The sequence below is a fragment of the Georgenia alba genome (assembly GCF_042665525.1).
Taxonomy (GTDB): domain Bacteria; phylum Actinomycetota; class Actinomycetes; order Actinomycetales; family Actinomycetaceae; genus Allobogoriella; species Allobogoriella alba.
The window spans coordinates 1661959-1675573 of record NZ_JBHTCQ010000001.1; the positions used below are offsets into that span (position 1 = coordinate 1661959).

At 73.1% G+C, this 13615-nt stretch carries 13 protein-coding genes; 9 read left to right on the forward strand and 4 right to left on the reverse strand.

The window, feature by feature from the left end:
- The first annotated feature begins 65 nt into the window (after positions 1-65).
- The 6 genes from ACFQQL_RS07660 to ACFQQL_RS07685 all read left to right on the forward strand — a co-directional run bounded on the left by ACFQQL_RS07660 (position 66) and on the right by ACFQQL_RS07685 (position 7078).
- Positions 66-650, forward strand: coding sequence for a PH domain-containing protein (locus ACFQQL_RS07660; RefSeq protein WP_382392885.1), 585 nt, complete (start codon positions 66-68; stop codon positions 648-650).
- A 135-nt stretch (positions 651-785) separates the two neighbouring features.
- Positions 786-2705 carry a translational GTPase TypA gene (gene typA, locus ACFQQL_RS07665; RefSeq protein ID WP_382392887.1) on the forward strand — a complete coding sequence of 640 codons (1920 nt, stop codon included), beginning with the start codon at positions 786-788 and terminating at the stop codon, positions 2703-2705.
- Positions 2706-2750: 45 nt separating this feature from the next.
- The gene (locus ACFQQL_RS07670) at positions 2751-3860 is read left to right on the forward strand and encodes a PIG-L family deacetylase (RefSeq protein ID WP_382392891.1); all 1110 of its coding nucleotides are present in this window, start codon (positions 2751-2753) and stop codon (positions 3858-3860) included.
- Positions 3857-4330: a hypothetical protein gene (locus ACFQQL_RS07675; protein WP_382392893.1), complete on the forward strand. Its 474-nt coding sequence runs from the start codon at positions 3857-3859 to the stop codon at positions 4328-4330. Before ACFQQL_RS07670 ends, ACFQQL_RS07675 begins: the two co-directional genes overlap by 4 nt.
- A complete protein-coding gene (locus ACFQQL_RS07680; RefSeq protein WP_382392895.1) occupies positions 4327-4827 on the forward strand; it encodes a flavin reductase family protein in 501 nt (166 codons plus the stop codon). The genes ACFQQL_RS07675 and ACFQQL_RS07680 overlap by 4 nt, the downstream gene beginning before the upstream one ends.
- A 208-nt stretch (positions 4828-5035) precedes the next feature.
- Entirely contained in the window at positions 5036-7078 is a 2043-nt protein-coding gene (locus tag ACFQQL_RS07685) for a VanW family protein (protein ID WP_382392897.1), read from the forward strand.
- On the opposite strand, the gene ACFQQL_RS19165 is transcribed toward ACFQQL_RS07685, so the two are convergent.
- Positions 6967-7338 (reverse strand): putative acetyltransferase, encoded by a 372-nt coding sequence (locus ACFQQL_RS19165; RefSeq protein ID WP_465253996.1) that lies wholly within the window; start codon positions 7336-7338, stop codon positions 6967-6969. The two genes, ACFQQL_RS07685 and ACFQQL_RS19165, sit on opposite strands and share 112 nt — an antisense overlap.
- A 106-nt stretch (positions 7339-7444) precedes the next feature.
- Between ACFQQL_RS19165 and fdxA the strand changes: the two genes are divergently transcribed.
- The 3 genes from fdxA (at position 7445) to ACFQQL_RS07700 (ending at position 10441) form a co-directional block, all read left to right on the forward strand.
- A complete protein-coding gene (gene fdxA / locus ACFQQL_RS07690) occupies positions 7445-7762 on the forward strand; it encodes a ferredoxin (protein ID WP_382392899.1) in 318 nt (105 codons plus the stop codon).
- A 1-nt stretch (position 7763) separates the two neighbouring features.
- Complete coding sequence (gene dapC / locus ACFQQL_RS07695) at positions 7764-8960, forward strand: succinyldiaminopimelate transaminase (protein ID WP_382392901.1); 1197 nt, start codon at positions 7764-7766, stop codon at positions 8958-8960.
- A 158-nt stretch (positions 8961-9118) separates the two neighbouring features.
- Positions 9119-10441 (forward strand): citrate synthase, encoded by a 1323-nt coding sequence (locus ACFQQL_RS07700; RefSeq protein WP_382392903.1) that lies wholly within the window; start codon positions 9119-9121, stop codon positions 10439-10441.
- A gap of 15 nt (positions 10442-10456) precedes the next feature.
- Here ACFQQL_RS07700 and ACFQQL_RS07705 read toward each other — a convergent pair whose 3' ends face one another.
- The 3 genes from ACFQQL_RS07705 to ACFQQL_RS07715 are packed head-to-tail and all read right to left on the reverse strand — an operon-like array spanning position 10457 to position 13507.
- A complete protein-coding gene (locus ACFQQL_RS07705; RefSeq protein WP_382392905.1) occupies positions 10457-10879 on the reverse strand; it encodes an aconitase X swivel domain-containing protein in 423 nt (140 codons plus the stop codon).
- Positions 10876-12138 carry an aconitase X gene (locus ACFQQL_RS07710; RefSeq protein ID WP_382392907.1) on the reverse strand — a complete coding sequence of 421 codons (1263 nt, stop codon included), beginning with the start codon at positions 12136-12138 and terminating at the stop codon, positions 10876-10878. The genes ACFQQL_RS07705 and ACFQQL_RS07710 overlap by 4 nt, the downstream gene beginning before the upstream one ends.
- Positions 12122-13507: an FAD-dependent oxidoreductase gene (locus ACFQQL_RS07715; RefSeq protein WP_382392909.1), complete on the reverse strand. Its 1386-nt coding sequence runs from the start codon at positions 13505-13507 to the stop codon at positions 12122-12124. Before ACFQQL_RS07715 ends, ACFQQL_RS07710 begins: the two co-directional genes overlap by 17 nt.
- Positions 13508-13615: the final 108 nt, after the last annotated feature.

Here is a 13615-nt window from a genome sequence, read left to right on the forward strand (position 1 = left end):
GGTGGGAGACCACCGGCCCTCCGGCCTGTCCGCCCTCGTGCCGTTCACTTGGGATGATGGCGCCCATGCGATCGACCATCACCGTGCGTGCCGGCTCCTCCAAGACGATGGCCGTGCTGTGCTGGCTGGGGTGCGCCGCCGTCCTCGTCACGGTCGCGCTCAACGGCGGGGCGGCCGAGCTGGCGGCGTACGGCGCCGTCCCGGTCGCGGCCGCCGCACTCGTCTGGGCGGTCTTCTGGGAGCCGCACGTGACCGTCGACCGCGACGGGGTCTGCCTGGCCAACGTCTGGCGCACCATCCGGGTGCCGTGGTCACTGCTGGAGTCTGTCGACACCCGCTGGGGTCTGCGGCTGCACACCTCGGGCAAGCGGTACTCCTCCTGGGCGGTCCCGGCCCGCAGCCGGTACCGGCCGGGCGACCGGAACAGTCGCCACCCGGAACCGGACCTCCTCGAGGTCCCCGACGGTGAGGAACGGATCGTCTCTGCGGACTCCGAGCAGATCGGCCGGGTCATCGAGACGCGCCTGCTCGGCGGCGCCGCGTCCGGCGCGGCCGAGGACCAGGTCAGCACGACCCTCAACACCCGTCCGATCGCCGTCGTGCTGGGCACGGCGGCCGTCGCGGCGCTCACCGTCACGCTGCTCGGCTGACCGAGGCTGAGACCTCGCTCACCCGACCGGTTCCGGCCGCCCTGCCCGGCTAGACTTCTCCCGGCGTGGCCCGGCACTGGGCCCGCCCGGCCCCCTGCTGCCGCGCGTCCGCGGCGACCCGAAAGCGAGTACCTCATGTCCGTGCGCTCCGACCTGCGCAACGTCGCCATCGTGGCCCACGTCGACCACGGCAAGACGACCCTGGTGGACGCCATGCTCTGGCAGACGGGCGCGTTCGGCGGGCACCAGACGCCTGCGTCGACGGGGGAGCGGGTCATGGACTCCGGCGACCTCGAGCGCGAGAAGGGCATCACCATCCTCGCCAAGAACACCGCCGTGCACTACCGCGGCCCGGCCGCCCGGGACGCCGGCGGGGACGGCGTGGTCATCAACGTCATCGACACCCCCGGGCACGCTGACTTCGGTGGGGAGGTCGAGCGCGGCCTGAGCATGGTCGACGGCGTGGTGCTGCTGGTCGACGCGTCCGAGGGCCCACTGCCGCAGACCCGGTTCGTGCTGCGCAAGGCACTCGCCGCGGCACTGCCCGTCGTGCTGGTCGTCAACAAGGTCGACCGTCCGGACTCCCGGATCTCCGAGGTCGTCTCGGAGACCCAGGACCTGCTGCTCTCGCTCGCCGCCGACCTGGCAGACGAGGTCGGAGAGCTGGACCTCGACGCGATCCTCGACGTCCCGGTGGTCTACGCGTCCGCGAAGGCAGGTCGCGCGAGCCTCGCCCAGCCCGCCGACGGCGAGCTGCCCGTCACCGAGAACCTCGAGCCGCTCTTCGCCACCATCCTCGAGGCCGTGCCGGCGCCGTCGTACGAGGAGGGCGCGCCACTTCAGGCGCACGTGACGAACCTCGACGCCTCGCCCTTCCTCGGCCGTCTCGCCCTGCTGCGGATCCACGGCGGCGAGCTGCGCAAGGGGCAGAACGTGCTCTGGGCACGCGCCGACGGGACGAGCCGCACGGTCCGGATCTCCGAGCTGCTGCGTACCGAGGCCCTCGAGCGCGTCCCCGCGGAGCGGGCGTTCGCCGGGGACATCGTCGCCGTCGCCGGCATCGAGGACATCACCATCGGCGAGTCGCTGGTCGACCTGGACGACCCGCACCCGCTGCCCCTCATCACCGTCGACGAGCCGGCGATCGCCATGACCATCGGCATCAACACCTCGCCGCTGGCCGGACGGGTCAAGGGCGCCAAGGTCACCGCCCGGCAGGTCAAGGACCGGCTGGACCGCGAGCTCATCGGCAACGTCTCGCTCCGGGTGCTGCCGACCGACCGACCCGACGCCTGGGAGGTGCAGGGCCGCGGCGAGCTCGCGCTGGCCATCCTCGTCGAGCAGATGCGGCGCGAGGGCTTCGAGCTGACCGTCGGCAAGCCCCAGGTCGTGACCCGCACGGTCGACGGCGTGCGGCAGGAGCCGATGGAGCGGATGACCGTCGACGTGCCCGAGGAGTACCTGGGAACGGTCACCCAGCTGATGGCCGCCCGCAAGGGGCGCATGGAGACGATGTCCAACCACGGCACCGGGTGGGTCCGCATGGAGTTCGTGGTGCCCGCCCGGGGCCTCATCGGCTTCCGGACCAGGTTCCTCACCGAGACCCGCGGCACCGGCATCGCCTCTTCGATCGCCGACGGCTTCGCTCCCTGGCAGGGCCCGATCGAGATGCGCTCGACGGGGTCGATGGTCGCCGACCGTGCGGGCGCCGTGACGCCCTACGCGATGATCAACCTCCAGGAGCGCGGCACCTTCTTCGTCGAGCCCGCCTCCGAGGTCTACGAGGGCCAGGTCGTCGGGGAGAACTCGCGCAACGAGGACATGGACGTCAACGTCACGCGTGAGAAGAAGCTGACGAACATGCGCTCCTCCACGGCGGAGACCTTCGAGAACCTCGTGCCCCCGCGCCGGCTCACGCTCGAGGAGTCCCTGGAGATCGCCGCCGAGGACGAGTGCGTGGAGGTCACGCCCGAGGCGGTGCGGATCCGCAAGGTGATCCTGGACTCCACCGAGCGGTTCCGGGCCAACGCCCGCGCCCGGCGCGCCGGGGCCTGACGGGCAAGGTGTGCTTGTGGCGCCGCGTCGCGCGATGATGGAACCGTGACGGACCCGCACGCCATCTCCAAGGCGCCGCTCGCCACGGGCGGCGTCCTCGGCGTCTTCGCGCACCCCGACGACGAGACGCTCGGGGCCGGCGGCCTGCTCGCCTCGGCGGCGGCCGCCGGTGTCCCGGTCGACGTCGTGACCGCGACCCGCGGTGAGGCGGGCGAGGTGATCCCGCCCGACCTCGCCCACCTCACGCAGGACCCGCAGGCGCTCGCCCACACGCGCGAGCACGAGATCGCCCGGGCCGTGGCGGCCCTCGGGGTGAAGGCGCACCGCTTCCTCGACACCGAGCCCGGCCTGGCGGGGCAGCGGCCCGCCCGGTTCACCGACTCCGGCATGGCGTGGATCCGCCCGGGCCTGGCCGGGCCCGCCGAGACGGCGGGACCGGACGCGTTCACGAAGGTCCCGGTGGACGTCGCCGCGCGGCTGCTCGCCGCCATGATCCGCCGCGTGCGGCCCCAGGTGGTCCTCACCGAGGAGCCCGACGGCGGGTACGGGCACCCCGACCACGTCCAGGTGCACCGGGTCACCATGCGGGCCGTGGAGCTCGCCGCCATGGATACGCCGACCGAGGCGGAGGACGACCCGCTGGAGGGCCTGGCGCCATGGTTCGTGCCCGTCGTGGGCTGGATCGTCGAGCCCGCGGACCGCTACCGGGCGGCGCTGCGCTGGCTCGAGGCGATGGTCGAGCACGACCCCCAGTTCGGGCACCGGGGCGACGTCCTCGGCACCACCTCGCCGGAGCACGAGCTGCCGTCCCTCGCGGTGCCACCGGAGCACGTCGACCTGACGATCGATGTCAAGCCCGTCCTGCCTGCCGTGGTCGAGGCGCTCCGCGCGCACCGCACCCAGGTCCAGGCCGTGACGGTGCTGGATCGGGCCCGGCCGGAGAACCGCGGCCTGCCCGTGTGCGGGTGGCACGCCGTCAGCAACGGTGTGCTGCTGCCGCTGCTCGGGACCGCGAGCCTCCGGCTCGCCCCGGATCGGAACCTCGTCGCGGAGCTGACCGACCCGCGCACCGTGGACGGCCTGACCCGCGACCGGCTGGCCGGCACCGAGGGCGTCGACCGCCTCGCGGCCTACCTCGGCGGGACCCTCTCGTGAGCGGGCCGAACCCTGCCTGGCCGTGGGCCACGGACCGGAGCGCACCGGGTCAGGGCGGACCCGGCAGCGAGGAACGCAGCCCGACGGCACCTGCCGGGGCGACCGCCCTCATCTCCGCGGCGATCGTCGGTGCGCTGGTCGCCGTGGCGGGGACGCTGCTGCATCGCTGGTCGCACCAGGGATTCCCCGAGGGCCTCGTGATCGCCTTCCTCGTCGTGCTCGTCGGCAGCGTCTTCGCCCGTGCCGCGGCCGACCGGCTCGGCATCCTGCTGCACGTGCTCGCCGCGCTGCTCATCGCCCTGGGCCTGACGTACCTGGCCCCGAACCAGGACGTGCTCGTCACCGACGACCTCATCAGCCGTATCTGGCTCCTCGGGCTGCCGGTCGCCGCAGCGGTCGCAGCCGTGACGCCGGGCGCCTGGTACGCCGACACCCCGCGCGCCGCGCGCGGGCGGCAGGCCACGCGTTGAGCCCCGTCGAGACGGACCTCGTCGACCGGTTCCGCGCGACGATGGCGCGACTGCCGGGCGGGGTGACGGCGGTCGCGGTCCGGCGAGGCGGCCTGGACCTGGCCATGACGGCCACCACCGTCGTCTCGGTCTCGCTGCGCCCACCGATGCTGCTCTTCTCCGTCCATTCCGACGCGCGCCTGCGCGAGGTCCTCGACGAGGTCGACACGTGGGCCGTGAGCATCCTCGACGGCGACGGGCGCGTCCTCGCCGAACGGCTCGCCGACCCTGGCCGGCCGGCCGTCGGGCAGCTCGTCGGCGTCCGCCACCGCCGCGGCGAGCACAGCGGGGCCGCCCTCCTCGAGCCGGCACAGGCCTGGCTGGAGTGCCGCACGGCATGGATCCGGACGGCCGGCGACCACGACGTCGTCGTCGGCGAGGTGCTGGACGCGTGGACCGGCGCGACGGGCACCGGCGGCCTCGTCCACCACCTGGGCAGACTCCGGCCGCTGACCTGAGGTTGTGCATGCGGCGCCGGCCTGCGTAACGATGTGATGACGGCCGTGCGGCGGGTGCGAAGCCCGCCCGGACCGGCTACTACCATGCACGAAGGTCCGTCCCAGGACCTCGGGGGAAGAGGGAAGTTCCGAGTTGACTGATGACCGCACGCCCGTGTCGGGCCGGGGCACGACGACACCGGCCTCGGGCGCCACGGAGAGCAGCGGGATGTCCGACCTGGACCGCGTGCTGGACCGTCGTCAGCAGGACGGCGAGGACGCGCCGCCCCCGCCGCCGGACGCCGCCCCGCCCCCGCCGCCGGACGCCACGCCCTCCGACGCGGAGGCCCCCGAGGACACCCATCGGTACGAGGACGCCGGACGGCCCGGGCAGGACGTACCGCCAGGGCCGGGCCGCGACGCGCCGCAGGAGGACGGGGCGAGCACCGCGGTCGTCCCCGCCGTCTCCGACACGCCCGGCGGCAACACCACCGACGGTGGCTCACCGCTCGTCGGCTTCGAGGAGGAGCGGCCTCGGCGCGGCCGTCGGCGCGCCCTGACGGCGCTCGTCGTCCTCGTGGTGCTGGCCGCCGCCTACGTCGGCGTCGCGTGGTTTCTCGGGGACCGCGTGCCGAACGGCACGACCGTCGCGGGGGTCCCGATCGGCGGCATGCCCGCGGCCGAGGCCCGCAGCACGCTCGACGAAGAGCTCGGACCGGTGGCACGCGAGCCGATCCCGGTCACGGTCGGGGACGGCGTCTCGAGCATCGATCCCGCCGCCACCGGCATGACCTTCGACGCGGCCGCCACCACGGACGAGCTCGTCGGCTTCACCCTGGACCCCCGCGTCCTGTGGGGCAGGTTGTTCGGCCTCGGGGCCGTGGAGCCCGTCACCACGGTCGACGAGCCGGCGCTGCGCGAGTCGCTGACGTCCGCGGCCACCGAGCTCGACGTCGCCCCGGTCGAGGGCGCGATCGCCTACTCGGGCGTCTCACCGGACGTCACCGAGCCGGAACCGGGCACCGCCGTCGACGTCGACGCGGCCGTCACGGCCGTCGCGGACCGGTGGCTGACCGAGGAGCGGCCCCTGGAGCTGCCCACCGAGGAGGTCCCGCCGACGGTCGGCCAGGACGCCGTCCAGAGCGCCCTGGAGGACCTCGCCGAGCCACTCGTCTCCGGGCCGGTCACCGTCAAGGTCGGCGACCGGATCGCCGAGGTCCCCCCGGAGCAGCTCGCCCGGCACGCCACCTTCGTCGCGGACGGGGACCGCCTGCGGCTCGAGCTCGACGGCGAGAGGCTGGCGGACGCCGTCGTCGACATCAACCCCGACATCGAGGTCGCCGGTGAGGACGCCCGGATCGTCCTCGGCAGTGACGGGCCCGAGATCCAGCCGTCGACGACCGGTCGCGGCTTCGACCCCGAGAGGCTGGCCGACGCCGTCCACGAGGCGGGCACCTCGAGCCGGCGCACGGCCGAGGTGCAGCTGGTGGAGTCCGAGCCGGAGTTCACCACCGAGGACGCCGAGGCGCTCGGGGTGCACGAGGTGATCGCCGAGTTCTCCACGCCGATGCCCTACGACCCCGTACGCACCTCGAACCTCGAGACCGGCGCCGCGAAGGCCTCGGGCACGCTCGTCATGCCCGGCGAGGAGTTCTCGCTGCTCGACGCGATCGGACCGATCAGCGAGGCCAACGGCTACGTCTCCTCCGGCGTCGTCGAGGACGGGTTCGAGTCGACCGCCACCGGCGGCGGCCTGTCCCAGCTCTCGACGACGCTGTACAACGTCGCGTTCCTGGCCGGTATGGACGACGTCGCGCACACGCCCCACAGCCGGTGGTTCGACCGGTACCCGCAGGGCCGCGAGGCCACGCTGTGGGAGCCCTCGACCGACATGGTGTGGCGGAACAACACCGACCACGGCGTTCTCGTCGAGGCCTGGGTCAGCAGCGACCAGGTCCACGCCCGGCTCTGGGGGACCGACGTGTGGGACGTCGAGACCTGGACGTCCGACCCGTACGACGTCGTCGAGCCGCAGACCGTGTACAACCCCTCGCCCGAGTGCATCCCCGAGTCGGGCGGGCAGAGCGGCTTCTCGGTCACCGTGACCCGGCAGCGGTCCCGGGACGGCGGACCGGTCGACGAGCAGACCTGGAACTGGACCTACTCGCCGTGGAACCACGTGGTGTGCGGGTCCCCGCCCTCGGACGAGGAGCGGTCCGGCGGCGGTGACGGCGGCGGACGCAACGGCGGAGGCAACGGCGGCGGCGACTGAGCTGGCTGTCCCGGAGCGTCCCGGCGCCGGCGCGGCGGGGGAGGCGGGACGCGCTTCCCCGCGACCATCGTCTCGGCGGCGACGGACACCTCACCGCGACGTGTGCGCACGACGACCCCGGCCGGACCGACCCGCAGCAGGTCGCCCAGCGCGTCGTGCAGCCCGTCCGGGGCCCGGTAGCGCACCACCACCCGCTCGCCGGGACGCCAGCTGCGCCACGGTGGGGTGTCGGCCGTCGTGCTCACCGTCACATCCTGCACCGCCCACGCGCGTTCGTGCTGGGCGGTGGGCCTGCGCGATACTGGACGGACGGCGCGTACGCCCCACCGCGCTCGCGCCGGCGAGCAGAGGAAAGGAAAGGCTCTCGTGACCTACGTCATCGCCCAACCGTGTGTGGACGTCAAGGACCTGGCGTGCGTCGACGAGTGTCCGGTGGACTGCATCTACGAGGGCAAGCGGATGCTCTACATCCACCCCGACGAGTGCGTCGACTGCGGCGCCTGCGAGCCCGTCTGCCCCGTCGAGGCCATCTACTACGAGGACGACACGCCCACCGTCTGGGCGGACTACTACAAGGCCAACGTCGAGTTCTTCGACGACATCGGCTCCCCGGGTGGAGCCGCGAAGATGGGACTCATCGACAAGGACCACCCGCTCGTCGCCGATCTGCCGCCGCAGGCCTGACGTGCCGCTCCACGGAGCGGCGCTGCCCGACTTCCCCTGGGACTCGCTCGCACCAGCGAAGGCCCGTGCCGCCGCGCACCCGGGCGGGATCGTCGACCTGTCGGTCGGCACTCCGGTGGACCCCACGCCCGACGTCGCGCGCGAGGCCCTCATCGCCGCTGCCGACGCCCCGGGCTACCCCCAGACCATCGGCACGCCCCGGCTGCGCCGGGCGGTCGTGGAGTGGTTCGCGCGTCGCCGCGGCGTGCCGGATCTCGATCCCGACGGCGTGCTCCCGACGATCGGGTCGAAGGAGATGGTCGCGCTCCTGCCCGCGCTGCTGGGGCTCGGCGCCGGGGACGCGGTGCTGCACCCGCGGACCGCCTACCCCACCTACGACGTCGGAGCACGCCTGGCCGGCGCCACGCCCGTGGCCGTGGACCCGGACCCCGCGACCTGGCCCGAGCAGGACGTGCGGCTGGTCTGGCTGAACTCGCCCGGCAACCCGGACGGGCACGTCCTCGGCGTGGAGCAGCTCGCGGCCGTGGTGGCGTGGGCGCGTGACCGGGGCGCCGTCGTCGTCGCCGACGAGTGCTACGCCGAGCTCGGCTGGAGCGAGCCGTGGGACACCGGCGGCGTGCCCAGCCTGCTCGACCCCCGGGTGACCGGCGGCGACGTCCGCGGGCTGCTGGTGCTGTACTCGCTGTCCAAGCAGTCCAACCTCGCCGGCTACCGGGCGGCCCTGGTCGCGGGGGACCCCGCGCTCGTCCGGCCCGTCACGGAGGTGCGGCGGCACGCCGGGATGATCATGCCCGCCCCGGTGCAGGCCGCCATGGCCGCCGTCCTCGAGGACGACGAGCACGTCGCCGCCCAGAAGGAGCGGTACCGCACCCGCCGGACAGCGCTCCTCGGCGCCGTCGACGCCGCCGGTCTGGAGCACGACCCGGAGTCGGTCGCCGGCCTGTACCTGTGGCTGGGTGCCGGCGCCACGGACGGATCGGGCGACGACGCCAGCGGCCGGGACGGCGCGGGAGGTGACTCGTGGCAGGTCGTCGACGCGCTCGCCGGGCGCGGCATCCTCGTCGCCCCGGGCGACTTCTACGGCCCCGCCGGCCGGGGGCGGGTGCGGCTCGCGCTCACGGCCACGGACGAACGCGTCACCGAGGCGGTGCGCCGCCTGACGGAGGGCGGCCCCCTGCTCCTCCCCGGCGGCCGCTGACGGGAGGCGAGTCACGCCGTCGTGCGCGGCAGAACCCCTGATCTGCTGGGTTCTTGTTTGCTCACGCCATGGCTTATGTTGGTATCCGGACCGTGGCCCGGTACCCCCGGGCGCGCACGTGCGACGAGGCGCCAGAAGCGTCGATCGAGGAGGAACAGATGTCACAGACCGAGGTCGGCCAGGTGACGGCCGAGAAGGCTGCCCCGGCCACGTTCGAGGTGGACGGCAAGACCCTCCAGTTCGACCGCGTGCCGGCCGTCGAGGGGAACGACGGGCTCAACATCTCCTCGCTGCTGAAGGAGACGGGCCTGGTCACCCTGGACACGGGCTTCATGAACACGGCGTCCACGACGTCGTCGATCACCTACATCGACGGCGCGGCCGGGATCCTGCGCTACCGCGGGTACCCCATCGACCAGCTCGCCAAGGGGTCCAACTTCCTCGAGACGGCCTACCTGCTCATCTACGGCGAGCTCCCCGACGCCGAGACGCTCGAGGCCGTGGAGCGCCGGATCAAGCGCCACACGATCCTGCACGAGGACTTCAAGGCCTTCTTCACGGCCTTCCCGAGCAACGGTCACCCGATGGCGATCCTGCAGGCGGGCATCGCCGCGCTCGCCACCTACTACCAGCACACGCTCGACCCGCACGACGACTACCAGCGCGAGCTGTCGACCGTGCTGCTCATGGCGAAGGTGCCGACGATGATCGCCGCCATCGCCAAGCGCGCCACCGGGCTGCCGCTGCTGTACCCGGACGCCTCGAAGGGGTACGTCGAGGACTTCATCCGGATGACCTTCGGTCTGCCGTACCAGCGGCACGACATCGACCCGGCCGTCGTCAAGGCCCTCGACATGCTGCTGATCCTGCACGCCGACCACGAGCAGAACTGCTCCACCTCGACCGTGCGCATGGTCGGCTCCGCGCACGCCAACGTCTACGCCTCCGTGGCGGCGGGCGTGGGCGCGCTCTCAGGCCCGCTGCACGGGGGTGCCAACGAGGCCGTCCTGGAGATGCTGAACAAGATCCAGGCCGACGGCGGCGACGCGTCCGAGTTCATGCGCAAGGTGAAGAACAAGGAGGGCGGCGTCCGGCTGATGGGCTTCGGCCACCGGGTCTACAAGAACTACGACCCGCGGGCCGCCATCGTGAAGGAGGCCGCGCACGACGTCCTGGCGAAGCTCGGCAAGAACGACGAGCTGCTCGAGATCGCCATGGGCCTGGAGGAGATCGCCCTCAAGGACGACTACTTCATCGAGCGCAAGCTCTACCCGAACGTCGACTTCTACACCGGCCTCATCTACAAGGCGATGGGCTTCCCCACGCAGATGTTCACGCCGCTGTTCGCGCTCGGCCGGCTGCCCGGCTGGATCGCGCAGTACCGCGAGATGATCGCCGACCCGACAACGAAGATCGGCCGGCCGCGCCAGGTCTACACCGGCGCGCCCGAGCGTCAGTACGTGCCCCTCGACCAGCGCTGAGCCGTCTCGGCCGGCTCAGGCGTAGCTGATCCGGACCGTCCCGTCGCCGGGGAGCTCGACCTCCGCGACGGGACGGGCGCGGAAGGGCGCGAGGTCGTCCACCTGGACGGCGGGCACCTCCAGCGCCACCAGTCCGACGGCGAGCTTCGAGTTGACCTTCTGCGTCACGACGGCGATCGGAGCCGTGCCGATGACGCGGGACAGGTGGAACTGCCCGGACCAGCCCGAGGACCCCTTGGCGCCGGGGATCACGAGCACGCGTCCGGCGAAGGAGGCCCCTCGTTCCGGGTGGGTGATCTCGGTGACCGTGCCCGTCTTCGGGTCGATCCCGCCCCAGCCGGGGATCGGCGCGGTGCAGACCAGGGCGGGCCCGCGCGCGGCGCCGGCCACCAGGGTGCGTCCGGCGAGGCTCAACGCCGGGTCGTGGCTCACGGTCATGGCAGCCTCCCGTCGATCGCGGCGCGGACGCAGTCCGCGGTCGGGGCGAACGCGCCCTCCACCCCCATGATGGCGGGCAGGTAGTGTCCCTGCTTCGCGGAGTCGGTGGCGAAGCGCCGGGTCCCCGGCGGCAGGAACTGCGCGATGGCCGGGCAGGTGTCGGACAGGACGCGCGCCCCGGAGGCCTCGATGCTCGCCATGAGCCCCTCCTCACGGGCACGGTCCCGCAGCGCGCTGGGGGTGAAGATCCACAGCGCGACGTCCGGGCTGACGGTCCGGCCCTCCAGCAGCGCCGCGACCTCCTGGAGCTGGCCGTAGCTGGCGTGCGGGCAGCCGATCATGACGAAGTCCACCTCGTCGCCCCGCCGGGTGACGTTGAGCCGCGCGACGGTCTCGGCGAGCTCGGCCGGCCCGAACACGACCTCGCGGGCCCCGGGCCTCAGGACCTCCTCGACCGACCGGCACTCGGCGGTGACTCCGGGGATGTGGAACAGCTCGACGTCCCCGGAGCTGGCGGCCGCGGCCCCGAGCTGCTTGAGCTGGACCAGGTCGGGCGTGGCGGTGATGCCGTCCAGGACGGGGACGGCGTCGTCGATCACCGAGCCGATCCAGTACCCCAGCACGTTCCACGCGAAGGTGTCCTCGACGGGGGCCTCCACCCGGACCCGGACCTCCGCCTTCCGGTTGCCGTCCAGGTGCAGCCCGGCGTTCGGCGTGAGCCCGGTGAGCATCGAGGCCGCGGCCGACTCCCGGCCCTCGGTGTTCGTGCGCGCACCGATCACCGAGTTGATGAAGACGACCGCGGAGGACTCCATCCACGCGCAGTGGTCACCGAACTCCGGGAGGAACCCGACCTGGTAGGGGGTGCAGGTGTTGAGCAGGCTGACGCCGAGCCCGGCCAGGTAGGACTGGCTGGCCTCGACGCGGTCGACGGCGGACTGCGGCATCCCCTGGACGTCGCCGGCCGCCTCGCGGTCGATCGGGCCGATGAGCTGGCAGGCGTGCACCTTCGCCGCGGGCGCCGTCGGCGCACCGTCGGTGCGCAGCGAGAACCGCCCGAACAGCCGCTCGGGGTCGTCCGAGCCCAGCGGTGCCGAGTGGCGCGGGCCGTAGATGTTGGCCCCGGCGGCGCTGGCGATCTCCACCATGTCCTCGGCGCCCATGATGTCGCCGTACTCGACCAGGATCTGCATGGCGGCCGCGACGGCCTCGCCCTGCTCGCCGTCCGCCATCGCACGTTGCTCAGCCGTCAAGTACATGCGTCACCGCCTCCGATCTCGCGACGTCCTCGAGGGTTAGCAGGGCACCGTCGTCCCGCAACCGGGTCTGCACGTCCGCGGCGTCGACGTCGGCGCACGCCACCTGCTGGTGCACGGCGAGCGCGGCGATGGTGCCGGCGGCCTGCCCCATGGCGAACGCCGGACCGGAGACCCGGGCCGCGGACTGCCCGCCGTGGCTCATGGACGCGCACCGGCCCGCGACCAGCAGGTTCGGTACCTGGTCCTGCACCAGCATGCGCGCCGGCAGCTCGTTGGCCCGGGTGCTCGGGTGGTCCGGGAACCGGATGGCGACGTTGCCCTCGACGTGCTCCTCGACCGGCCAGCCGTTGACACCGACGGCGTCGGGGAAGGTGGCGCGCCCGAGGATGTCCTCCTCCGTGAGCACGTACCGACCGATCATCCGCCGCGTCTCGCGGATCCCGACCTCCGGGCCGATGTCCACCACGTAGGAGTCCTGGAACCCCGGGTGGGACTCCTTGATGAAGGAGAACACCTCGAAGGTCTGCGCACGACCGTCGATCTCACCCGCCGTCAGGTCGGCCACCCGGGTGCCGTCGAGCGCCGAGCCGTCCGGCCGTCGCAGCTGGGTGGTGTTGGCCCGCCACTCCATCGGGTGGCGTTGCGGCCGGATGATCGCACCGAGCCGCGGGAAGCGCCGCCCTCGGGCCGCCTCCTCCTTCATGAGGGCGGGTAGCGTCCGCCACGCCTCGCCGGCCTCCTCGACGTCCACACCGTTGATGCGGAACATCATCGACGGGAACAGCATCCCGGTGGTCCCCGGGTGCTCGTGCCGCACGCCGGCCCAGTACATGAGGTCCCCGTCGCCGCTGGCGTCCACGAAGACACGGCCGCGCACCGCGAGGCGGCCCTCCTTGGTCTCCAGCATGACCGCGTCCACGGACCCGTCGAGCAGGTGCGCGGCGCTGACCCGCGCGTGGAACACCAGGTGCACGCCGGCACCGAGCAGCAGCTCGTCCGCCGCGCGGCGGTAGGCCGGGATGTCGTAGGCCTGCGCGAGCACCATGCCGCGCAGCGAGTAGTGCGGCGCGCGCAGCCCGTCCAGCTGGTCGATCCGGTCGACCAGCTCCTGCGCCAGGCCGCGCACCGCCTGCACGTGGTGGTCCTCCACGTAGGCGTGCAGCCCGCAGAAGGTGCTCAGCCCGCCCGCCGTGCCCGCACCGCCGAGGTAGCCGTTCTTCTCCAGCAGCGCCACGCTGGCGCCGTTCCGGGCCGCCGCCGCGGCGGCCATGAGCCCGGCCGGCCCGCCCCCGACGACCACGACGTCGAACTCGCCGACCACGGGGGTCTCCCGGGCCGGTTCACGGACGACGGCGTCGGACATGCGCATCCCTCTCCTCGCTGCTCGGGCGGCTGACCGTAACAACGGCCCGGGCCGGCCCGGCCGCCGGTTTCCACTCATCGGAAGGAGTCCTTGTGGCCGGACGGCGCGGCGCGG